Raw genomic sequence first — 23,142 nt, forward strand, 5'->3', positions numbered from 1 at the left:
TCACTTCCGTTATGTAAACCTAAGGAAACGGACAACCGTTTCCTTTTTTTGTGAATACATTGATTTATTTATTGTGACGTGCCAAAGCCGCTTCTGTTATTTTATCCGCGTCTTCTTCCTCTTTGCGGAACCAATCAAAGAAAACTTGTGCAAGAACAACGCCATATACAATTTCCTGAATGATCTTCATGACAATACCGCCTGTTTTCTGATCTTCAACAACGGCCATATTAGAAAATAATTCAGGCCCACTTAAATTCAAGCCCGACAGTGTAGATGATGGGACACACAGCTCCATCGCCTTCAACCACGCAGTTCCATCCGAGTACGTTGCATAAAGTGGACTTGATGCAAAAATAATTAAGGCACATGCAGGTGTTAATAAAATGCCATTCGCAAAAATATAGCCGATCTTCTTTAAGCCATCAAGTCCTTTGCTTTCCGGCTGCTCATTGACAAGCGGCCACCACATGCAGATCGCCAGGAAAAATAAAATGACCGTGTACAAGCTGTGCAGCGTCTCGCTCATTTTAATAAAATCAAAAATAAGCGGAATGTGATAAAACGAAAACATTCCATTAAATAAAATAAGCGCAATAAGCGGACGCGCTGCAAATGCAAAAACATGTTTTACAACAGGCAGCTGAGTTACCGGCTTCCATACCCACCATGGAATGGCTTTAATGAGAATCGGAGGTATAACAAGATAAAGAACAGCCATTTGAACCATATGGTACGTCATCATAATATGCCCCATTAAATCGAGCGGTGAGCCTTTTACAGCATACAAAATTAACATGGCGCTTAAAAAAAGCAGTGACTGACGTTTTGTGAGCGGTTCACTGTCTTTAAAGTCTCCCCGCCATTTGACCGTAACGAAAAAGTACAATACTGTCATAAACAGCAGCACAACAATAAAATACGGACTCCAAAGAGCTGGAAATCCGAAAATGCTGATCGGCATCCTATTCACCTCATTTTTTTGGCGCTCCCTTTATTATACCGCGGTAAAAACCGGGTGACAACGCCATGTATTGACAAGTTAATGACAGAAAAAAGTGTTCCCCTTATGCGGGAAACACTTTTATTTCTTACCACCAGATAATTGTCACGAACGTAAGAATTGTCAAGAATGCAACAAGCATGCCTGAATACATAAATAGCTGCGGTGCTTCGTGCCCTTTATGACTCATATGCATGAAGTAGTAAAGTTGGAAAATGACCTGCACAACAGCAAGCAGCAGAACAAATGGCACGATAAACCATTTAGAAAATCCAGCGCCCACCGCTGCAAACGCAATGACCGTAAAGAAAATCATCATCGTAAATGTCACGACTTGCATTCTCATCTCTTCTGCATGCTTCTTACGGCGATATTCGTACGTAACTTTAGGATCACCTGAATTTGGGTGTAAATTCGCCATTCTTTATCCCACCATTCCCATTAAGTATACGACCGTAAAGATGAATACCCATACGACGTCAATGAAATGCCAGTATAAGCTCGCTAAGTAAAATTTCGGTGCGTTGTAAAGATCAAGTCCGCGTTTTGCGTTGCGGACCATTAATGCAATGATCCAGGAAAGACCAAATACAACGTGACCGCCATGGAAGCCGACCAATGTGTAAAAAGCTGATCCAAATGCGCTGCTCGTAAACTTATGCTCATACTCATGGTAATAATGATTGAACTCATAAATTTCACAGCCAAGGAACGCCAAGCCAAGTGCCACGGTGATAAAAAGCCACTGCTGCATTTTCTTGAAATTGTAGTTTTTCATATGATACATCGCAAAAACAGACGTTAATGAACTTGTTAAAAGAAGCATCGTCATTAAGAAAACGAGCGGCAGTTCAAATAAATCCGTTGCTTTTGCATGTGTATCACTCGGCACACTATCTTTCAGTGCTAGGTATGTTGCAAACAAAGAAGCGAATAAAACCGTCTCGCCTCCCAGGAAAAACCAGAATCCTAAAAACTTGTTTTTACCTTCAAGCGTTGCCTGCTCAGGTGATTCGGGCCACGTTCGCGGCGTGAATTTTTGTTCAGCTGCCATTAATGTGTCCCTCCTTTTCCTGCATCATCCAAAAGATCTTCTTTATGGATGTGGTAGCCATGGTCATCTTTAATAGAACGATAAAGCATCGCCCCAAACGTCACCAGCATCCCTATAATGAGAACCGGAATTGCCCAGCCTTTCCCTTCATCCGCATGGTACATAGCACCAAATGCGGCAATGAAAAGACCTAATGAGATAACAAACGGCACGAAAGAATTGTTCGGCATATGAATATCGCCGATTGGTTCAGCTGGTGTCATTTCTGTTTTGCCTTCCATTTTTTCAATCCAGAACGGATCAAGTCCGCGAACGAGTGGAAGCTGCTTAAAGTTATAGAAAGGTGTTGGAGATGGAAGTGACCACTCAAGTGTACGACCATCTTTCCAAGGATCTCTTCCTACTTGAATATTCTTTTTCTGTGTAATCACAACGTTCACAAGCATGATAATGATACCTACAGCCATGAAGGCGGCTCCTATTGAACTAATCAGGTTACCGGCTTCAAGCCCTTGTCCAGGCAAGAATGTCCATACACGGCGTGGCATCCCCATTAAACCAAGGAAATGCTGAATAAAGAATGTTAAATGGAAACCAGTCAAGAACAAGACAAAGGTAATTTTACCCAGTTTTTCACTGAGCATTGTTCCAAACATAAGCGGCCAGTAAAAGTGAGCACCGCCGAGAAGTCCGAGCACAATCCCACCAACAATAACGTAATGGAAGTGAGCAACGATAAAGTATGTGTCATGGAACTGATAATCAGCCGGCGCAGCAGCCTGCATAACCCCCGTTACACCACCCATAACGAATGATGGGATGAAGGCAACAGCATACAGCATCGGAACAGTGAACTGAATACTTCCGCCCCAAATGGTCATAATCCAGTTAAAGATTTTAATCCCTGTTGGAACCGCAATGGCCATAGTCGCAACAGCGAAAATAGCATTCGCAATTGGGCCAAGACCTGTTGTAAACATGTGGTGAGCCCATACCATGAAACCAAGGAATCCAATTAAAACGGTTGCGAATACCATGGACGAATATCCAAATAAACGCTTTCTTGCAAACGTCGGGAAAATCTCTGAGAAAATACCGAACGCCGGCAACACAAGAATATACACTTCCGGGTGACCGAAGATCCAGAAGAAGTGCTCCCAGATGATCGTATTTCCGCCCATAGCTACATCGAAGAAACCTGAGCCAAACATACGGTCAAAAATAAGCATGAATAAACCGACCGTAAGTGGAGGAAATGCGAACAAGATAAGTGCTGACGCAACAAAAGTTGTCCATGTAAAAAGCGGCATTCTCATGTAAGTCATACCCGGTGCACGCATATTGATAATGGTAACGAGAAAGTTAATTCCCCCCATCAGTGTACCAAAACCGGATATCTGAAGCCCTAATGCGTAAAAATCAATTCCGTGTCCCTCGGATGCGAGTGACAATGACGCGTACGATGTCCAGCCTGCATCTGGAGCACCGCCTAAAAACCATGAAAGGTTTAAGAACAGCCCACCGAAAAAGAACAACCAAAATCCAAGTGCATTAATGAATGGGAATGCAACGTCACGCGCGCCAATTTGAAGCGGCATGACTGCGTTCATAAATGCGAATAATAATGGCATTGCTGCCAGGAAAATCATTGTTGTACCGTGCATTGTAATAATCTCATTAAATAAACCGGCACTGACAAAGTCATTGTTCGGCACAGCCAGCTGAATCCGAATCATCATTGCTTCAATACCGCCGACAATAAAGAAAAAGCCGCCAGCGAGTAAATAAAGGATTGCGATTTTTTTATGGTCAACTGTTGTTAAGTAATCCCAAACTGTACCGGCAAATCCCCGTTTCTGCGTGTGTGCAATGCTACTCAACGGTTTTACCTCCTTTACTATGTTTCTGTAATTATTGTTCTACTTTAAGACTCATTAAGTAAGCAGCGAGCTGATCCAATTCTTGATCAGACAGTTCACCGTATGTACCAGTCATTTTATTACCTGGTTTGTACTGCTCTGGATTTGCAATCCATTTTTTCAACTCTTCTTCGTCATGTTCTAAAATACCAGCAACCATCTCTCGATCCCCAAAGTTCGCAAGGTTGGGTGCTGTACGTGCTGCTTCTGGACGCGCATCAGCTGTTGTAACCGCATGACAGCTCAAGCATTTTTGGTTAAATACTTCCTGTCCTGCTGCTGCAGTAGGATTAGTTGGTGCTGCTTCAGCTGCCTCTGCGTCCACTGCCTGCATAGCTGTTACCCATTGATCAAATTCACCTTGTGGAAGAGCCCGCACTTTAAAATCCATTAATGCGTGAGAAGGACCGCAAAGCTCTGCACATTTTCCGTAAAATAAATTATCAGCCTCTGCCGCTTTTTCATTGTCAAACTCAAGCCAGATTTGGTTGACATTTTCTACGTTTGTATCAATCTTTCCTCCGGCAGCCGGAATCCAGAATGAGTGTTTAACGTCAGTTGCTTTTACATTAAAATACACTTTTTGACCGGTCGGAACGACGAGATCCTGACTTGTGATAATCTTTTGGTTTGGATACTCAAATTCCCACCAGTAAAGGTTAGCACGTACGTTTACAACCATCACGTCTGTTGTTCCGTCTTCGTTTTTCTTATCCATGGCCTTTGTATCAGCCAAGTCGAATGTGGCAATAACTGTTGGAATCGTAAGGATGATAAGTAAAAGAATCGGAATAACGGTCCAAACGATCTCCAAAATGTGACTTCCTTCGACCTGTTTCGGAATGGTTGTATCGCCCTTTTTACGGCGGAACTTAATGACAGCAACAGCAAACAAAATCGATACAACGATGACTACACCGACCATGATCCATGTGCTCAGCATCATGAGATCATACGCAGTCTGACCTGCTTCACCGGCAGGAATCAACGTTGAAAGAAATGGTTCGCCACAGCCAGACAGAACAAGCGCCATCAGACCAAAAACCGTAAAAAGACGCCATTTTGTTAGCTTCTGTTTCATAGCGTATTACTACCCCTCTTTCGTATAAAATGTCTACTAAAACAGTGCATATATATGGATTTCCTCAAAAGAAAGAATTCCCTTTGTTTAAATAACGGTCACGATGACCATCGCAACGAAAATAATGGTTAAATACTGCAATGAATAGATAAACATATATTTAGCCCATTTCAAATCGTCTTTTGCTTTAAAGCCTGCTGCAGCAAGTGCTACCCAGCCTGCATTTAGCAATGTAGCTAAAATGATAAACGCCGTACCCAGTTCAGTCATGAAAAAAGGCAATGGCAAAAGAAAAAGTGTCCAAACAAACATATGTCGTTTTGTGACAGCAAACCCTTTCACGGTCGGCAGCATCGGAATGCCCGCTCTCCCGTATTCATCTGCCCGCTTCATTGCCAGCGCGTAAAAATGCGGCGGCTGCCAAATAAACATGATTAAAAATAACATCCAGGCTAATACATCAAGCGTCGGGTCGACCGCAGCCCAGCCAATAAGAGGCGGAACGGCGCCGGAAATACTGCCGACAATTGTATTGCTTACATGACGCCGCTTTGACCACATCGTATAAATGACGACGTAGCTGATAATACCAATTACGCCGATCACGCCTGCTGTGAACGTTGTCATAAATAAAAGCGCTGAGCCGGCAATGACGAGCGCAAGTCCTATTACTAATACTTTTGAATAGCTGATTTTCCCCGTAACAGTCGGCCTTGTTTTCGTCCGCTCCATTAATGGGTCAATGTCCCGGTCTATGTAATTATTTAAACTTGCAGAACCCGCAATAATAAGTGCGGAACCAATCAGTGTCAAAGCGATCGTATCAAGGTTGGCCAAAAAGCGAATATCATTCAAAATAAAGGCCAGCCACATACCTGTAAATACCGTTATTAAATTGGAATTAACGATGCCGATCTTAATCAGCGCCATAAAATCTTTCATCGCTGTTGTTTCCGGCACGTTTGTTTTATCCATTGTTGTTGCAGCACGCGACACCTTTTTCCCCCCTTTCTTTAAACACACTTTCTTTTCTTACTATAAAGGATACAGCCGCGCTTTTCTACACTATTTGAAAACATTTCAAAACAATGGGCGCTCTCTTCCATATTAAATCATATCCATTCTTTTTTATGTGAACGGATGATGAACTATTTTTGTCAAATTTGTGACTCGTGAAAGCGTTCTGTTTCCAGACGTTCTTTTTTATAAGATAATATAAAAGGTATACAATGGGGTGTTGCGAAATCAATACGACGACTGTATGATCATGTACGAATGATGCGTATATAGATAGAAAGAAAGAAGGTGAACATTTTGCATGGTTGGCTTAAATGGCTTGGTGTTGTAACAACACTTGTAATGCTTGTCGTCTTAATCGGCGGCGCGCTCGTTACAAAAACAGATTCCGGTCTTGGCTGTGGAAATGAATGGCCGCTTTGCCACGGGCAAATCATTCCGGAAGATATTAAAATAGAAACCATTATTGAACTCTCCCATCGAGCTGTTTCAGGTGTAGCTGGATTTCTCGTTCTTGCGCTTTCCATTGCCTCCTGGCGTTTTATCGGCCACAAGCGTGAAACAAAATTTCTGGCGATTCTGGCATTCTTCTTTTTGCTTGCTCAGGCATTAATTGGTGCGGCGGCTGTTCTTTGGGGACAAAATGACTTTGTCTTAGCTCTTCACTTCGGTATCTCTCTTATTTCTTTTGCAGCGGTATTATTACTGACACTGCTTATTTTCGAAGTGGATCAGCGCTTCGATGCATCTGCCATTGTGATTGACAGCCGGATGAAATGGCATACGATCGGGGTTACGCTATACAGTTACATCGTCGTCTATACTGGTGCACTTGTGCGCCATACAAAATCAAGCATGGTATGTAATTCATGGCCGATGTGCGGCAATAATGAATTTTTGCCGTCAAATTTGTATCAATGGATTCAAATGAGCCATCGTGCAGCTGCCGGTCTTATTTTCATTTGGATCGCTTATATTACATATATTACCATAAAGTATTATAAGCATCAACGCGTTTTATATTACGGATGGATTATTGCATTTACACTTGTTCTATTACAGGTCATTGCTGGTGCCTTCATTATTTGGACTAATTTAAATTTATATGTTGCACTAGCCCACGCTCTTTTTATTTCCTGCTTATTTGGCCTGTTATGTTATTTTATCTTACTGATCTCTCGCAGCAAAATAAATACGCTGAAATGATAAAAGCACTGCCTCAGTTAAGAGGCAGTGCTTTTATTTTGTTTATTTTTCAAGTTCTACAAGCAAATCGCCTGTTGCAATTGCTTCACCATTTTGAACGTGAACTGCTTTTACAGTACCATCAAACGGCGCTTGGACGGTCGTTTCCATCTTCATTGCTTCTGTAATCATTAAATGATCACCGCGTTTTACTTTGTCACCTTTTTCAAGAATTACTTTAATAACTGTTCCCGGCATTGTTGCTGCAATGTGGCCTTCGTTTTTCGGATCGGCTTTCACTTTTGCATTTACCGCAGATTTAACACTTTCATCCTTAATCACAACATCACGCGGCTGGCCATTTAGCTCAAAGCTTAAAATGCGTGTACCGTCCGCCTGTGGATGGCCAATCGAGATCAGTTTCACGATAAGTGTTTTACCTGTTTCAATTTCAATTTCTTTTTCTTCACCAAGACGCATGCCATATAGGAATGTTGGTGTGTCAAGAACAGAAATGTCTCCGAACTGTGCTTTTACTTTTGCATAGTCAGCAAACACTTTCGGATAAAGGGCATATGCAATTACATCCTGCTCGGTCGGTTCTTCACCAATCTCCTGCTCGAGTTCTTTGCGAAGCGCATCAAAATCAACGTCTTCGAGCAGCTCACCCGGACGAACTGTAATAGGTGATTTTCCTTTTAAAATAACCTTTTGCAATTCTTCTGGGAATCCGCCGACCGGCTGGCCCAAATACCCTTCGAACAATTCAATAACAGAATCTGGGAAGTCAATGTTATTGCCGCGAAGCAGTACTTCTTCTTCTGTTAAATCATTTTGCACCATAAACAGTGCCATGTCGCCGACTACTTTTGAAGATGGTGTTACTTTGACAATATCACCAAACATTAAATTCACACGGCGGTACATGTCTTTTACTTCATCCCAGCGATCGCCAAGGCCGACGCCTTTTGCCTGCTGCTGAAGGTTTGAATATTGTCCACCCGGCATTTCATGCTCATAGATTTCCGTATGAGGCGCAAGCATCCCGCTTTCAAACGGCGCATAGAATTTGCGGACATCTTCCCAGTAGTATGATACTTTTTCAAGCGCATCAATGCTGACCGATGGCGCACGATCTGTGCCTTCCAATGCATAACGAAGCGTGTTCGCACTTGGCTGCGACGTAAGACCCGCCATTGTGCTAAGTGCCGTATCCACGATATCTACACCTGCTTCGATTGCTTTCGTGTACATGAAGATACCATTGCCGCTCGTATCATGCGTGTGCAAATGCACAGGAATCTCGATCGCTTCTTTTAATTCAGAAATAAGACGGTATGCTGCCTGAGGCTTCAGAAGTCCAGCCATATCTTTAATGGCAAGAATATGAGCACCTTGAGCTTCTAATTCTTTGGCCATCTGCTTATAATACTCTACGCTGTATTTAGCACGAGATGGATCATCAATATCCCCTGTATAGCAAATCGCCGCTTCCGCAACTTTGCCTGACTGGCGTACTTCATCAATCGCCACTTCCATGCCTTTCACCCAGTTCAAGCTGTCAAAAATACGGAAAACGTCAACACCCGATTGGGCCGACTGCTGAACAAATTCTTTGATTACATTATCAGGGTAGTTTTTGTAGCCGACTGCGTTTGACGCCCGAAGCAGCATTTGGAACAAGACGTTTGGTACTTGCTTGCGGAGCGTCTCAAGCCGGTTCCACGGATCTTCTTTTAAGAAGCGGTATGCTACGTCAAACGTCGCGCCTCCCCACATTTCCATCGAGAACAAGTCAGGAAGAAGGCGTGCTGTTGCCGGTGCAATATGTGTCAAGTCTGTTGTCCGAATACGCGTTGCCAGGAGCGACTGGTGCGCATCACGCATCGTCGTATCGGTTAAGAGCACTTCTTTTTGGTCTTTCACCCAGCTGACGAGGCCATCTGCGCCCTGCTCATCAAGAATCTGTTTCGTGCCACGTGCCGGTTTTTCAGAAAGTTTTACTTTTGGAATGCGCGGTGTATCAAATACCGGTTTTTTCTTTTGTTCGACACCTGGAAATCCGTTTACTGTCACGGTTCCGATATAATTAAGCATTTTTGTGCCGCGGTCTTTCTTTTTCGGAAAAATAAATAATTCCGGCGTCGTATCGATAAATGAAGTATTGTAATTCCCAGCGATAAAGTCTTCATGACGCATCACGTTCTCCAGGAATGGAATATTCGTTTTAATCCCGCGAATCCGGAATTCCTGTAAGTTTCGCACCATTTTTGATGCCGCCTGCTCAAATGTCATCGCAAACGTAGACACTTTTACGAGCAGTGAATCATAATATGGTGTAATAACAGCACCCTGGAAACTGTTCCCAGCATCTAAACGAACGCCATAACCGCCGCCTGAACGATAAGCCATGATCCGCCCTGTATCCGGCATAAATCCATTTTCAGGATCTTCTGTAGTCACACGCGATTGAATGGCATAGCCCATCGTACGAATATCTTTTTGCTGCGGAATGGCTACTTTATCACTGTGCAAGCCATGGCCTTCCGCTACTAAAATTTGTGTCTGCACGATATCGATGCCTGTAATGATTTCAGTAATCGTGTGCTCAACCTGAACGCGCGGATTTACCTCGATAAAGTAAAATTCATCGCCGGCTGTGAGAAATTCAACGGTACCCGCATTTAAGTAATCCACATTCTTCATTATTTTGACTGCCGCCTCACAAATACGGTCGCGCAAGTCTTCCGAAATCGAAACAGCCGGGGCAACTTCCACTACTTTTTGATGGCGACGCTGAACAGAACAGTCACGCTCATACAAATGAACAATATTTCCTTCATGATCACCGATAATCTGCACTTCAATGTGCTTCGGATTTTGAACGAACTTTTCAACATACACCTCGTCGTTTCCAAAAGCGGCTTTTGCTTCGGACTTAGCACGATCATATGACTCACGCACTTCACCTAAATTTTGGACGATTCGCATGCCGCGTCCGCCGCCGCCAAGAGAAGCTTTAATAATGATTGGAAACCCATTCTTCTTCCCGAAATCAATGACTTCATCCAAGCTGCTAACCGGACCGTCTGTTCCTGGAATCACGGGAATACCTGCGTTAATTGCTTGTGTACGTGCTTTTACTTTATCGCCGAACATATCAAGATGGGCAGATTTAGGCCCAATAAAAATAATACCTTCTTCTTCACAACGTTTCGCGAATTCAATGTTTTCAGATAAAAAACCATAGCCAGGGTGAATTGCGTCAACATCCGCTTGTTTGGCAATTTCAATAATGCCCTCAATGTCCAAGTAGGCATCGATTGGTTTTTTGCCTTCACCGACAAGATATGCTTCATCGGCTTTATAACGATGATAAGAGCCTGAATCTTCCTTCGAGTAGACAGCTACTGTCCGGATATGTAGTTCTGTGCAGGCACGGAACACGCGGATGGCAATCTCTCCCCTATTCGCCACCAGCACTTTGCTGATTTTTTTCATCTTCATCTCTCCCCTGATCTGTTGATAAAATATATATAAAAAGGCTCAAATGATTGAACCTTTTTATTTTTAAGATTTATAGTTTTTTTCATATTTCGACTGCATGGAAACATTAGCCAAAATGCCCATTGAAATAGAAAGCAGCAATAAGGATGAGCCCCCGTAGCTGATAAATGGAAGCGGGACACCTGTAATCGGAATAATGCCTGACACACCGCCAAGGTTTATAAATGCCTGAATGCCAATCATGGAGGAAATCCCGACTGCAAGCATAGAACCAAATGAATCAGTACTTCTAATTGCAATACGGAGACCATGCAAAACAATAAACGAAATTCCCCCAATGACAATGATTATACCAAAAACGCCAAGTTCTTCGGCGATAATGGACATAATAAAATCAGTGTGCGGCTCCGGCAAATAACCAAGCTTTTGAACACTTTGCCCAAGCCCCCGACCCGTCAGTCCGCCGGATCCGATCGCAAGGTAGGAATTTACCAGATGATAACCCGCATCTTCCTCATACTTAAACGGATCCATATAACTCGTCAACCGGCTCATTCGTTCTTCAGACAAAATATTATCCTTCTGCCATATTAAAAGCGGCGATAAGAAAAGAGCGAAAATACCAATGAGAAGGGCAAACTTTGCAAGCTTTTTCATTTTTATACCGGATGACAAGACAATTGTCAACCCGATTGCAAAAATGATTGCTGCTGTTCCAAAATCCGGTTCGAGCGCGACTAGAAAACAAACCGCAAATAAAACAATGACCGGCGGCGCAATACTGTTATTTAACGAATTAATATTCTTTTGTTTTTTAGAGAAAACAGCTGCCATATAAATAATAATAACCAGCTTTGAAAATTCGGAAGGCTGAATCGAACGTGCGCCGATCTGAAACCAGCTTTGCGCATTATTAGAAACGCTGCCGAATAAAAACAGCAAAAACAGCGTAAAAAACATGCCAGATGTAATGATAACTAAAAACCGATTTGCTCTTAAGCGCCGATAAGGAAATATGGACATGATTCCAAAAGCGATAAAAGCCACGATCATATGGAGCTTTTGCTTATCATAAAAAAATTCGCTTTCAAGTCCCCAGCGCTGCACTGCCATTACTGAGCTCGCACTAAAAATCATCATTAGTCCAAAAAAGCATAAAATAAGAAAAGCGGCTGCCAGCGGATAATCATATGATTTTAACTTTCTTTTCCACATAAATACCTTCCATTCATGCGCTTACCGATAAGCGATACTCTTTAAGTTAAAAAAACTCAAACAGCTGTTTGAGTTTTCTGTCTGTTTACCGGTCGAAGGACGCTTCATGCAAAGCCGATAATTCCTGTTCCAGCGAATCAACCAGCTTTTTGCCGTCCGCTTCATCCACCAGCCCGAGACGTATGGCGAAATCTATTTCACGGGATAAGCCGAACATTTGAGTGTCAAGCACTTCCTCGTATAAAGGACATTGCGGCATCGTTAAGTTGTCCATTTGAACTTTGATGAGACGCAAAATTTTTTCCGCATCCGCCTGCAACAGAGAGTAGGCTTTTTCCCGATGGTCTATTTTCATTTCAGATGCCATTGTTTCTCCCCCTGTTCCAAGAATGGAATCACTGTATACTAAAAGATTTTATCGTTAATACAAGGAATTTGCAAGGAATTTTAACACGTGCACTGACAAGGTGAATTTTTCAAGGTATACTTATTTTATACATAGCCACCTACACAAAGGAGATTTTGCCTCATGGAACAAATCATTCCAATCAAAGGGAAAGTATCATTTCCTGTCACACTTGATCCAGGCGTTTGGATTTTTGATGACCGCCGTATAGATCTAGATGATTTTTTTTCCTCACCTGATCAACCAGAACGTGACGAGGAAGAAGAATACATAAAGAGCACATCTAAGTTCTGGGAAAAAGAAATTCGGGAAGGTGCTGTCTTTCCTCCAACGATCAAATCAGAAAAAAAATACGAAAAAGAGAAAGTGCTTACAAGTACATTCGGCATCCCATTATCACCGTTTTTGAAAAATGCCGAGCCGCTGGACGACGCTTCTGAGATTTCGTTCCAAACGAAAAATGGAACTTTTTCATTTCCACTAACAAAAGCTGATTCGTTGATTATGCAATTTTCGCTAAAAGGAAAACCGTTACGCGATGATGGCCCCGTTCACATTTTATTTAAAAACGGATCTAACCGCCAAAACCCTGTTACCCATGTAACGGCCATTCATATTCAATAAAAAACCCTTCCACTGCGGTGGGAGGGGTTTTTATATAGCAGATAATGTCGTGTCTGTTTCTGTAATAAAGAGTGTAGTTTCGACTGCCATATTCACTTTATAAGGTACATCTAAATTGGACCCTTCCTCCTCTAAAATGAGAAGAATGGGACGATCGCTCACATACTCATTCTGTCCAGACACAATCCCTTTTCGCCCATCATTCAGCCATACAGTTAAACCGGTTGGATACATGACGATGGCTTTTCTAAACATTTCAATATAAGCAGTTTCGAATTCAGTTCCTGACCCTGCGTATAAAATTTCCATCCCTTCATGTGGCAGCATAGCTTTGCGATAAACTCGGTTAGACGTGACAGCATCGTATACATCTGCAATGCCAAGTATTTTTCCGAAAACATGAATTTCATTTCCTTTAAGGCCGCGCGGATAACCCGAACCATTTAATCGTTCATGATGCTGAAGTGCGCAATGCGCTGTTGTTAATGGAAGACCGTGTTCTTTGCGAAGTAATTCAAAGCCTAATTCTGTATGTTTTTTTATAAGATCGAACTCATCATTTGTAAGTCTAGATGGCTTTTTCAAGATAGACGCGGGTATCATCATTTTACCGATATCATGCAACATGGCACCGAGGCCGATTTCTTCTGTTTGTTTCGCAGTTAAATTTTTCAGTCTCATACTAAGTGCCAGCGTGTAGATTGTCACGTTTAACGAGTGTGTGAAAATATAATCATCATGTGCATACAGATGAGTCAATAGATCGATTGCTTCTTTCCGTTCTTTAATTTGGCTAATGATATCCCGGACGACCGCCGCAAACTTCTTTTCCATTTTATGTAAATTTAATTTCGTTGACCCCGCTGACAGATCCTTTTTCACTTGGTTAAAAGCTTCAGACATGACAGAAATCGCCTCTCTTCGTGTTCCTTCTGCTAAGACAGGACGAATGTAAATGTCATCCGTACGCCCATCCTCAATGTATACATATGTAATACCGAGCGATTGCAGACGCTGCAAAATGGGCGATGTAAGTTTGGCTCCGGACTTCAATAACACTTGCCCCTTGCTGTTTAACACATTTTCAGCAAGAAAGACATTTTCTTGAATGGATGACACAGCGACTAATCTCAATATTTTCGAACTCCTTATATAGTAAAAATGACATCATTGAATTCTTTTCTGCTTGAGGGCGTTCATAATTTGCCGGTCTAGTTTCTCTGCTGCCTGCAAATCGTATGTTTTCTCGTAAGCCGGCTCCACCACTATTTTCGATCCGTAAAACATAACATCCCGGACTTCATTTATCGCAACTTCTATAACAGATGCTTTTAATGGCACATCTTCTAAACGATTTGATACAACTTTTGCATTGCCGCTAATCGTATACGTTGATTCCGAGGCAAAAACAGCCAAGGAAACAAGAGCGTTTCTATGAATATTATCAATGATTTTTGAACGGCTGTCCACCGCAATCCGCAAAGTTTGATCATTCGAGGCGTACACCCAGGATACTGCATTCATAAAAGGAGCTCCTGTTTCTGCATCCACTGTTGAAAAAAAAGATAGGCGCTCTGTTTGAAGCGCTTCAAACAAGTCTGGTATTAAATACGATTCATTTCGATTTGCCAACATTACCGCTCCCTTTATTTTTTACCTCATTATACCGATAATCTGTTTGCATTTCTATATGCACCCCCTCTGCCGTGTTATACTAATTATATAAACGGAGGTGCCACCATGAGAGTAAAATGCGTAATCTGTGACAAAATTGAATCAATCGATGATCATTTGCCTTCTGCAAAAAAATTGCGGAATCGGCCCATCCATACATATATGTGTGACAAATGCCGGACCCGCATAACAGAAAAAACGGAAAAACGGGTCAATACAGGACAATTTTTCGTTTATAGATCCGGAAAACAAAAAGAATGGCTTTAATAAAGCCTGTTTTGCAGACCGGTGCTGTCACCGGCCTGTTCCTCGGCTTTTTTCTGAAAGGGATCGAGCTATTTACTGGTAAAGGTGTTTATACACTTCTGCTGAATGTTGACTTTATTCCGATCATTAATCAGGTGTTATGGCCCGAATGGATCGAATTCTTTTTTCATTTACTCGTTTCCTTATTGATTGCTGCTGGGTTTTTCTTATTGCTCCCGAAAACAAAGCGCCCATATTCGACAGCTTTTTTATTGACGCTTCCGGCCATCTTTCTTTATTTCCCCTTATCCGCACTTGCCTGTAAGTCCGTCCCGGAAATGGACGACATGCGGGCGTTTTTCTGGTGGACAGCAGGGCATATTTTATATGCACTTATACTCGGTTTATATGGACAAAAATTTAAGCGGGAGGCCTAGGCCTCCCGCTTAAATTATGAAGATATATTTTCTTCTTTTTGATGCTTTTTCAGCCTGAATTTATATGTGCCGAGCACTAATGCCGCTACAAGCAAGCTTTCGACAACCGGCAGCTGGTACGACAAAATTAAAAGAAGCAGTGATCCGATCGCAAGTGAAAAATAAATGATGACATTCTGCCACATTTTCAACTTTTTCGCAAACCCGAGATTGTAAACGAGAATGGAAAGGGCAATTAAAATTGCCCAATAAATGTAGACAGCTGCCTTAACGCCGAACGCTTCGATGATGGCACCGAGAAGCGGACTGACGTGCTCCAGTCCTTCCACATCCATCCCTCCAGTTTTCTATACTTATACTTGTTTCTTTTTCGCTGAGCGTTCGCGCTCATTTTTATCGAGAATTTTTTTACGAAGACGGATTGATTCCGGCGTTAATTCGCAATACTCATCGTCATTCAAGTACTCAAGCGCTTCTTCAAGCGACATAATACGTGGTTTTTTCATTGTTGCTGTTTGATCTTTATTCGCAGAACGAACATTTGTCGCCTGCTTTGTTTTCGCAATATTAACTGTCAAGTCGTTATCACGTGTATGTTCGCCGACAATCATACCAGCATAAATTTCTGTTCCTGCTTCAACAAAAATAATCCCACGGTCTTCTACACCCATAATGCCGTATGTGGATGCTTTTCCTGTTTCCTGAGAAACGAGAACACCTTGGCGGCGGCCGCCGATGCGTCCTTTTTGCATAGGCTGGTAGCTGTCAAATGTATGGTTAATGATTCCATACCCGCGCGTCATTGTTAAAAATTCTGTTGTATAACCGATTAATCCGCGTGCCGGCACCATGAAAATTAATCGAACTTGTCCGTTTCCATTGTTGACCATATCAAGCATTTCGCCTTTACGCTCGCCCATCGATTCAATAATTGATCCTGTATATTCTTCCGGCACATCAATTTGAACACGTTCAACCGGCTCACATTTTACACCGTCAATTTCACGAACGATAACTTGCGGCTTTGATACTTGCAATTCGAAGCCTTCGCGGCGAAGGTTTTCAATCAAGATAGACAAATGAAGCTCACCGCGTCCTGATACAATCCATTCATCCGGAGATGCTGTATTTTCAACGCGAAGACTAACGTCTGTTTCCAATTGCGCGTGAAGACGTTCTTCAATTTTTCTTGACGTAACAAATTTCCCCTCGCGTCCTGCAAACGGGCTGTTGTTCACTAAGAAGTTCATTTGAAGAGTCGGTTCATCAATACGAAGAACAGGAAGTGCTTCCTGATGCTCCATCGGCGTGACCGTTTCCCCCACGTTAATGTCTTCCATTCCAGAAACGGCTACAAGATCGCCAGCTTTTGCTGTTTCAATTTCAACTCGTTTTAAACCGAGGAAACCGAACATTTTCGTTACACGGAACTGCTTTACTTTGCCGTCAAGTTTCATAAGCGCGACTGATTGGCCAACCGACATTTCCCCACGGAAAATACGGCCAATCCCGATCCGTCCTAAATAATCGTTGTAGTCTAAAAGTGCGACCTGGAATTGAAGCGGTTCATCGCTGTTATCTACCGGAGCTGGAATGTGCTCGATAATTGCTTCATAAAGGGCTTCCATGGTTTCGTCTTGTTTTTCTATATCCGTGCTGGCTGTTCCATTCATACCTGAAGCGTAAATAACCGGGAACTCAAGCTGTTCATCATTAGCATCAAGCTCAATAAACAACTCAAGTACTTCATCCACTACTTCAGTTGGGCGCGCAAAATCACGGTCAATTTTGTTTACTACAACAATTGGGCGCAAATTTTGCTCAAGTGCTTTTTTCAATACAAAACGTGTCTGAGGCATACAGCCTTCGTATGCATCAACAACAAGAAGAACACCATCAACCATTTTCATGATCCGTTCTACTTCACCACCGAAATCGGCATGTCCAGGTGTATCCAGAATGTTGATTTTTTTGTCTTTATATTGAATCGCAGTATTTTTAGCAAGGATGGTAATACCACGCTCACGTTCTAGATCATTCGAATCCATCGCGCGCTCTTCTACATGCTCATTTGAACGAAAAATACCTGATTGTTTTAATAGCTGATCGACGAGCGTCGTTTTCCCATGGTCAACGTGGGCGATAATCGCGATGTTACGTAAATCGTTTCTTGTTTTCAAACTATTTCCTCCTGCCTTTTCTTGGAACTCCATCTGGTTCGGTTTCCATTAACTGAACTATTATATCACACACTTTGCACGATGCCTATTTGAAAAAAGCGGACATTGCCAGAAAACCCGACATTGTACTACAATAGAAAAAAAGGGGGGACTGTACATTGCCTGCTATTCAATGGCCGTTTTTAGGATTTGCTGTTTTAGCCGCCGTATGCATGATTGGTATCGGCATTGCCATCGGCGAACAAAGTATTTTGGGTGCTATTTTATCAATCGTCCTGCTGCTTGCCGTCATGGGATTCGGTTTTTCGTATAAAGCGAAAATGCGCCGCGCAGGTAAATTATAAAAAAAGGGAATGGCTTTTTTCAGCCGTCCCCTTTTTTATTTAAATATTTTTTTAAGATGTCTTCATGAAGACCTGGCGCAGCGGCAAAAACCGGATTGACTGAAAGCATATTAAGGTCTTCCCCACCAATTGTGCTGACGATCCCCCCCGCTTCTTCGACAATTATTTTCCCTCCTGCAAAATCCCAAGGCGCATTCCGCATCGTAATATAGGCACTCAGCCGTCCTGACGCAACATACGCGAGTTCAAGCGCCGCCGAACCGTACGATCTAGTTCCCCGTACATCTTTCGCCAGCCCAATGAGCCTGTTTTGATCAAAATGGCGGTTATTCACAAGCCAAGTGGCACTGATTCCAATAATAGCCGTTTCGACAGGGACTTTTTCCAGCTTCTCAAGAAGCACGTCGTTCATCCAAGCACCCTGTCCTTTTTTTGCATGATAAAGTTCGTCATGAACAATATCATATATGTAGCCAAGCTGGCCAACGCCGTCTTCATAAATACCGATAGAAATCGCAAAATTGCGCTGTTGATGGACAAAATTCATCGTACCGTCAATCGGATCAATTATCCAGATGACCCCATCAAGCGACTGCACATCGTCCCCTTGTCCTTCTTCCCCTAAAATACGATGATCAGGAAATGCAGTTCGGATTTGCTCAATAAAAAAGCGTTCTGTTTCCTCATCAACGTTTGTGACTAAATCATTCGCATTTGACTTTGCTTGAATACTGATCGAATGCGTAAAAGATGCCCGTATGTTCGCTCCAGCCTCCTGAATCCACTTCTTCACTGTTTCATCTATTTTCGTCCAATTCGCCATTATGCAGCCCCCGTCCCGCTTAAAGACCATTTTCTTTCACATTACACGAATCGAAAAAGGTTATCAAGTTTTTCCAACGCCTTGCTTTATGTTATAATAATGATTATAAAGAAGAGATGGTTTGTGGGAAAGGAATAATAAATAATGATGTTTACCGGATTTACGAAACAAGATTTTAGCACATTTCAATTAAATGAACTGGATGAGCGGATGACTGCGATTCAAGAGCGAATCCAGCCTAAATTTAAGCAACTGGGTGACGAACTGACGGATGATTTATCAGTGCTGCTTGGCCAGGAGATGTTTTTGCATATTGCACGCCATGCACGCCGCAAAGTGAACCCGCCAAATGATACGTGGCTCGCGATCGCAAATAATAAACGCGGTTATAAACAGCACCCGCACTTTCAAGTTGGCTTATTTGATGATCACGTTTTTATTTGGCTGGCCTTTATTTATGAACTTCCCCGAAAACAAGCGATTGCTAAAACATTTTTAGAAAATCAGAAGTTGCTCAAAGAAACTGTTCCTTCTGATTATGTTTTATCACTTGACCATTTGAAAAAAGATGCAGAACCTTGGGAAGAAGCAGATCTTAAACAGTCTCTTCAACGGTTCCACGATGTGAAAAAAGCCGAATTCCTAATCGGACGCCATATTCCGTCTGACGATCCAATTTTAAAGGACGGCGACGCTTTTTATGCGGTTGCTAAAGAAACATTCGAAACACTTCTTCCGCTCTATAAGCTTGCTTATCAATAATAAACAGTCCGTTCCATTTTTTCGGAACGGACTGTTTTCACATACGGATTTCCGTCTGTGCAGGTGCCTGTTTCATTTTTTGGACAGCTCGGTAAGACGAATAGCCGCTTACTTCTTCAAATTCGCCGCAAATGCGCTTTTCATCCGCTTTTCCCGGGACAATTTCTTTAAAGCGCTTATAGCGTTCCATTAATACTTCTTTTCCAATTCCTTTTTCATGCGCCTGTTCAATTGCTTCAAAAAAAGCGACAACATCTATTACTTCTTCCGTTGACCAGTCCATTGAAAACGGATACGAATATTCCATTATCTTCACCTCACTTTACCTATTCTATTCTCTCCTGTTCAACTCCTTGTTAAATAAGAAAAATTTCTATGCAATGTTAGGGCAAAATGCTATAATTCTTTTGTTTTAGCGAATGATTAGAAAAGAGGTGGAAATGGCGTTGTTACAACATGAAACTCCATTATTTGACGGGCTTCTTCGCCACGCCAAACAGAACCCAGTCCAGTTTCACATTCCCGGCCATAAAAAAGGAAAGGGAATGGATCCGGTATTCAGAGAATTCATTGGAGAAAATGCACTCTCAATCGATTTAATTAACATTGAGCCGCTCGATGATTTGCATCAGCCGCACGGCATTATAAAAGAAGCCCAGCAGCTGGCTGCCGAAGCATTTGGCGCTGATCATACATTTTTTTCTGTTCAAGGAACAAGCGGCGCGATCATGACGATGATTATGGCTGTATGTGGTCCCGGCGAAAAAATTATTGTACCGAGAAATGTTCATAAATCTATTATGACAGCGATTGTCTTTTCAGGAGCCGTTCCGATCTTTATTCACCCTGAAATCGATAAAGACCTCGGCATCTCGCACGGAATGACGACAGAATCTGTAAAACGGGCGCTTACAGAGCATCCGGACGCAAAAGGTGTACTTGTTATTAACCCGACGTATTTCGGCATTGCTGGCGATCTGAAACAGATTGTCGCTACAGCCCACTCTTTTAACGTTCCAGTGCTTGTTGATGAAGCACATGGTGTGCATATTCATTTTCATGATGGCCTGCCGGTATCCGCCATGCAGGCTGGTGCAGACATGGCAGCAACAAGCGTGCATAAATTGGGTGGTTCTATGACCCAGAGTTCCATTTTAAATGTTCGCAACGGTCTTGTATCGGTTAACCGGGTACAATCGATTTTAAGTATGCTGACGACGACATCTACGTCTTATATACTGCTTGCTTCACTTGATACAGCCCGCAGGCACCTTGCGATTAATGGCCCTCAAATTATTGGGGAAGCGATTGAGCTTGCGCAAGAAACCCGTAGCAAAATCAATAAAATCAATCACCTGTATTGTGCAGGCTCAGAAATTCTCGGCTCAAAAGCTACGTATGATTACGACCCGACTAAATTGATTATTTCTGTTAAAAACCTTGGCATGACAGGACATGATGCAGAAAAATGGCTGCGTGACCAGTACAATATTGAAGTTGAACTTAGCGATTTATACAACATTCTTTGTATCATTACACCCGGAGATTCTAAAGAAAATTGTGATTTGCTCGTGAAGGCGTTAACTGAAATGGCGGCTGCTTTTAACGGCACTGTCCAATCCAAATATGCCCATGTTATGCTGCCGGATATTCCGCTGCTTGCTTTGTCACCGCGTGAGGCATTTTATGCCGAGACAGAAACAGTTTCAATCGGTGAATCCGCAGGCAGAATTATGGCGGAGTTTATGATGGTGTATCCGCCAGGGATCCCTATTTTTATCCCCGGGGAAATTATTACAGAAGAAAATTTGCGTTATGTCAAAGAAAATGTAGCAGCCGGTCTGCCTGTTCAAGGACCGGAAGATGAAGAATTAAAAACATTGCGTGTCATTAAAGAGCGCAAGCCAATTTATTAAAAAAAAAGGGCTGCTCCCATTTTCGGAGCAGCCCTTTATGTATAAAGATTAGTCATCAATTTCTGTATCGTGATCGCAGCCGCAGTGAGAGTATAAAACTGTCACCTTTTCTTCTTCAAAGTGCTCGATTGTGGATTCGCAAGATTTGCAGACGATTGTTCCCATGTTTCATAACCTCCTGTTTTGTTTTTTTGAAAGCGATTTATGTTCTGTAAATTCATAATAATATAACATATTAGTAATTGCAAGCCTTAATTGTATAACACATTTAAAAACGGGACAAAAAACCCCCGATTTCCTATAATAAGGAAATCGGGGGTTCTGTTTAATTAGTTCTTTTATTTCATAATGTGAATCGGTGTACCAAGTGCTACTTCCGCTGCTTCCATTGTCATTTCAGCAAGCGTTGGATGCGCATGAATGGTCATAGCAATATCTTCAAGCGTCATGCCTGCTTCAATCGCAAGACCCAATTCTGCTATCATATCCGAAGCACCTGAACCAGCGATTTGCGCGCCGATGATCAGGCCGTCTTCTTTACGAGATACAATTTTCACAAAGCCGTCTGTACTATTAAGCGCAAGGGCGCGTCCATTTGCGGCAAATGGGAATTTTGCCGATACGACTTCGATTTTTTCTTCTTTTGCCTGCGACTCTGTGTAGCCAACAGTTGCCAGCTCAGGCTCTGTAAAGCAAACTGCTGGAATCGCAAGGTAATCGACTTCAGACTTTTCGCCGCTAATCGCTTCAGCCGCAATTTTACCTTCATAAGAGGCTTTGTGGGCTAATGGTGGTCCCGAAACGATATCACCAATCGCATAAATGTTTTCCACGTTTGTACGGCATTGTTTATCGATTTCGATAACGCCACGATCTGACATTTTTACGCCAGCACCTTCAAGACCCATTTCGTCGGTGTTTGGACGACGGCCTACTGTAACCAGTACGTAATCTGCTTCAACTGTTGCTTCTTTTCCAGCTGCTTCGTATGTTACTTTCACACCGTTTTCTGTTTCTTGGGCTGATTTAGCCATTGCTTTCGTCACAATTGTAACGCCTTTTTTCTTCATGCCGCGTTTTACAAGTGCAGACATCTGCTTTTCAAAACCGCCAAGAATTTCAGGAGCACCTTCAAGGATAGTTACTTCTGTTCCAAAGTTTGCAAAGGCTGTAGATAGTTCTGACCCGATATAACCGCCGCCTACTACAACTAATTTTTTCGGAATTTCTTTTAGAGCTAATGCACCTGTTGAATCAATAACGCGAGTTGAAAATTTGAAGTTTGGAATTTCAATTGGGCGTGAGCCTGTTGCAATAATTGCGTTTTTAAATGTATATGTTTGAGCAGAATCTTCACCCATTACACGCAATGTGTTTGCATCGTTGAAATATGCTTCCCCACGAACGATTTCGACTTTGTTTCCTTTAAGCAGTCCTTCAACGCCGCCCGTTAATTTTTTCACGACGCTGCCTTTCCATTCTTGCACCTTTTCGAAGTTTACTGAGACGTTTTCAGCGATAATGCCGATATCATCAGAATGCTTCGCTTGCTCGTAACGGTGGCCTGCTGTTAAAAGTGCTTTCGAAGGGATACAGCCTACATTTAAGCAGACGCCTCCAATATTTTCTTTTTCAACGATGGTCACTTTTTGTCCAAGCTGTGCTGCACGGATCGCAGCGACGTAACCCCCAGGGCCTGAACCAATCACTATAGTGTCTGTTTCAATCGGGAAATCTCCTACTACCATT

Annotated in this window: 24 protein-coding genes; 7 read left to right on the top strand and 17 right to left on the bottom strand. The window is 42.5% G+C overall.

What is annotated here, in order from left to right:
* Positions 1 to 64 precede the first annotated feature (64 nt).
* The 6 genes from ctaG to cyoE all read right to left on the bottom strand — a co-directional run bounded on the left by ctaG (position 65) and on the right by cyoE (position 6,032).
* Positions 65 to 964, bottom strand: coding sequence for a cytochrome c oxidase assembly factor CtaG (ctaG, locus tag VQ00_RS08235; RefSeq protein WP_046179673.1), 900 nt, complete (start codon positions 962 to 964; stop codon positions 65 to 67).
* A 127-nt stretch (positions 965 to 1,091) separates the two neighbouring features.
* Positions 1,092 to 1,424, bottom strand: a complete 333-nt coding sequence (ctaF, locus tag VQ00_RS08240; protein ID WP_046179674.1) for a cytochrome c oxidase subunit IVB — start codon at positions 1,422 to 1,424, stop codon at positions 1,092 to 1,094.
* A gap of 3 nt (positions 1,425 to 1,427) precedes the next feature.
* Complete coding sequence (locus VQ00_RS08245; protein ID WP_046179675.1) at positions 1,428 to 2,057, bottom strand: cytochrome (ubi)quinol oxidase subunit III; 630 nt, start codon at positions 2,055 to 2,057, stop codon at positions 1,428 to 1,430.
* Positions 2,057 to 3,937: a cytochrome c oxidase subunit I gene (gene ctaD / locus VQ00_RS08250; RefSeq protein WP_046179676.1), complete on the bottom strand. Its 1,881-nt coding sequence runs from the start codon at positions 3,935 to 3,937 to the stop codon at positions 2,057 to 2,059. The genes VQ00_RS08245 and ctaD overlap by 1 nt, the downstream gene beginning before the upstream one ends.
* A gap of 31 nt (positions 3,938 to 3,968) precedes the next feature.
* The gene (gene coxB / locus VQ00_RS08255) at positions 3,969 to 5,057 is read right to left on the bottom strand and encodes a cytochrome c oxidase subunit II (RefSeq protein WP_046179677.1); all 1,089 of its coding nucleotides are present in this window, start codon (positions 5,055 to 5,057) and stop codon (positions 3,969 to 3,971) included.
* Positions 5,058 to 5,144: 87 nt separating this feature from the next.
* Positions 5,145 to 6,032, bottom strand: a complete 888-nt coding sequence (gene cyoE, locus VQ00_RS08260; RefSeq protein WP_046179928.1) for a heme o synthase — start codon at positions 6,030 to 6,032, stop codon at positions 5,145 to 5,147.
* 339 nt (positions 6,033 to 6,371) lie between these two features.
* Here cyoE and VQ00_RS08265 point away from each other — a divergent pair, with 339 nt between their 5' ends.
* Positions 6,372 to 7,280, top strand: coding sequence for a COX15/CtaA family protein (locus VQ00_RS08265; protein WP_082091512.1), 909 nt, complete (start codon positions 6,372 to 6,374; stop codon positions 7,278 to 7,280).
* Positions 7,281 to 7,322: 42 nt separating this feature from the next.
* Here VQ00_RS08265 and pyc read toward each other — a convergent pair whose 3' ends face one another.
* The 3 genes from pyc to VQ00_RS08280 form a co-directional block, all read right to left on the bottom strand.
* Entirely contained in the window at positions 7,323 to 10,760 is a 3,438-nt protein-coding gene (pyc, locus tag VQ00_RS08270; protein WP_172645557.1) for a pyruvate carboxylase, read from the bottom strand.
* A 69-nt stretch (positions 10,761 to 10,829) separates the two neighbouring features.
* The gene (locus tag VQ00_RS08275; RefSeq protein WP_046179679.1) at positions 10,830 to 11,981 is read right to left on the bottom strand and encodes an FtsW/RodA/SpoVE family cell cycle protein; all 1,152 of its coding nucleotides are present in this window, start codon (positions 11,979 to 11,981) and stop codon (positions 10,830 to 10,832) included.
* An 85-nt stretch (positions 11,982 to 12,066) separates the two neighbouring features.
* Positions 12,067 to 12,348 carry an Fpa/YlaN family protein gene (locus VQ00_RS08280; RefSeq protein WP_046179680.1) on the bottom strand — a complete coding sequence of 94 codons (282 nt, stop codon included), beginning with the start codon at positions 12,346 to 12,348 and terminating at the stop codon, positions 12,067 to 12,069.
* A gap of 162 nt (positions 12,349 to 12,510) precedes the next feature.
* Here VQ00_RS08280 and VQ00_RS08285 point away from each other — a divergent pair, with 162 nt between their 5' ends.
* Positions 12,511 to 13,011, top strand: a complete 501-nt coding sequence (locus VQ00_RS08285) for a hypothetical protein (RefSeq protein WP_046179681.1) — start codon at positions 12,511 to 12,513, stop codon at positions 13,009 to 13,011.
* 30 nt (positions 13,012 to 13,041) lie between these two features.
* Here VQ00_RS08285 and VQ00_RS08290 read toward each other — a convergent pair whose 3' ends face one another.
* Positions 13,042 to 14,145: a cyclic di-GMP phosphodiesterase gene (locus VQ00_RS08290; protein ID WP_046179682.1), complete on the bottom strand. Its 1,104-nt coding sequence runs from the start codon at positions 14,143 to 14,145 to the stop codon at positions 13,042 to 13,044.
* A 33-nt stretch (positions 14,146 to 14,178) separates the two neighbouring features.
* A complete protein-coding gene (locus VQ00_RS08295) occupies positions 14,179 to 14,643 on the bottom strand; it encodes a pyridoxamine 5'-phosphate oxidase family protein (RefSeq protein WP_353914058.1) in 465 nt (154 codons plus the stop codon).
* 108 nt (positions 14,644 to 14,751) lie between these two features.
* On the opposite strand from VQ00_RS08295, the gene VQ00_RS08300 reads away from it, so the two are divergent.
* Together VQ00_RS08300 and VQ00_RS08305 are read left to right on the top strand one after the other, a co-directional pair.
* Complete coding sequence (locus VQ00_RS08300) at positions 14,752 to 14,952, top strand: YlaI family protein (RefSeq protein WP_046179684.1); 201 nt, start codon at positions 14,752 to 14,754, stop codon at positions 14,950 to 14,952.
* Positions 14,943 to 15,368 (top strand): hypothetical protein, encoded by a 426-nt coding sequence (locus VQ00_RS08305; RefSeq protein ID WP_046179685.1) that lies wholly within the window; start codon positions 14,943 to 14,945, stop codon positions 15,366 to 15,368. The genes VQ00_RS08300 and VQ00_RS08305 overlap by 10 nt, the downstream gene beginning before the upstream one ends.
* Before the next feature lie 14 nt (positions 15,369 to 15,382).
* On the opposite strand, the gene VQ00_RS08310 is transcribed toward VQ00_RS08305, so the two are convergent.
* The gene (locus VQ00_RS08310) at positions 15,383 to 15,697 is read right to left on the bottom strand and encodes a YlaH-like family protein (RefSeq protein WP_046179686.1); all 315 of its coding nucleotides are present in this window, start codon (positions 15,695 to 15,697) and stop codon (positions 15,383 to 15,385) included.
* Between the two features lie 24 nt (positions 15,698 to 15,721).
* Complete coding sequence (gene typA, locus VQ00_RS08315) at positions 15,722 to 17,548, bottom strand: translational GTPase TypA (protein ID WP_156154021.1); 1,827 nt, start codon at positions 17,546 to 17,548, stop codon at positions 15,722 to 15,724.
* A gap of 158 nt (positions 17,549 to 17,706) precedes the next feature.
* Between typA and VQ00_RS08320 the strand changes: the two genes are divergently transcribed.
* Positions 17,707 to 17,892, top strand: a complete 186-nt coding sequence (locus VQ00_RS08320) for a YlaF family protein (RefSeq protein WP_046179688.1) — start codon at positions 17,707 to 17,709, stop codon at positions 17,890 to 17,892.
* A 19-nt stretch (positions 17,893 to 17,911) separates the two neighbouring features.
* Here VQ00_RS08320 and VQ00_RS08325 read toward each other — a convergent pair whose 3' ends face one another.
* Positions 17,912 to 18,715 carry an inositol monophosphatase family protein gene (locus VQ00_RS08325; protein ID WP_046179689.1) on the bottom strand — a complete coding sequence of 268 codons (804 nt, stop codon included), beginning with the start codon at positions 18,713 to 18,715 and terminating at the stop codon, positions 17,912 to 17,914.
* 144 nt (positions 18,716 to 18,859) lie between these two features.
* Between VQ00_RS08325 and VQ00_RS08330 the strand changes: the two genes are divergently transcribed.
* On the top strand, positions 18,860 to 19,477 hold the full coding sequence (locus VQ00_RS08330; protein ID WP_046179690.1) for a YktB family protein: 618 nt from the start codon (positions 18,860 to 18,862) through the stop codon (positions 19,475 to 19,477).
* 37 nt (positions 19,478 to 19,514) lie between these two features.
* Here the strand turns inward: VQ00_RS08330 and VQ00_RS08335 are convergent, their stop codons facing one another.
* Positions 19,515 to 19,784, bottom strand: coding sequence for a UPF0223 family protein (locus tag VQ00_RS08335; protein ID WP_046179691.1), 270 nt, complete (start codon positions 19,782 to 19,784; stop codon positions 19,515 to 19,517).
* Between the two features lie 139 nt (positions 19,785 to 19,923).
* On the opposite strand from VQ00_RS08335, the gene VQ00_RS08340 reads away from it, so the two are divergent.
* Positions 19,924 to 21,393 carry an aminotransferase class I/II-fold pyridoxal phosphate-dependent enzyme gene (locus VQ00_RS08340; protein ID WP_046179930.1) on the top strand — a complete coding sequence of 490 codons (1,470 nt, stop codon included), beginning with the start codon at positions 19,924 to 19,926 and terminating at the stop codon, positions 21,391 to 21,393.
* A gap of 48 nt (positions 21,394 to 21,441) precedes the next feature.
* Here VQ00_RS08340 and VQ00_RS08345 read toward each other — a convergent pair whose 3' ends face one another.
* Entirely contained in the window at positions 21,442 to 21,558 is a 117-nt protein-coding gene (locus VQ00_RS08345) for a GapA-binding peptide SR1P (protein ID WP_046179692.1), read from the bottom strand.
* Between the two features lie 173 nt (positions 21,559 to 21,731).
* On the bottom strand, positions 21,732 to 23,141 hold the full coding sequence (gene lpdA / locus VQ00_RS08350) for a dihydrolipoyl dehydrogenase (protein WP_046179693.1): 1,410 nt from the start codon (positions 23,139 to 23,141) through the stop codon (positions 21,732 to 21,734).
* Position 23,142 lies beyond the last annotated feature (1 nt).

It is taken from the genome of Domibacillus tundrae (genome assembly GCF_000970675.1).
Classification (GTDB): domain Bacteria; phylum Bacillota; class Bacilli; order Bacillales; family Domibacillaceae; genus Domibacillus; species Domibacillus tundrae.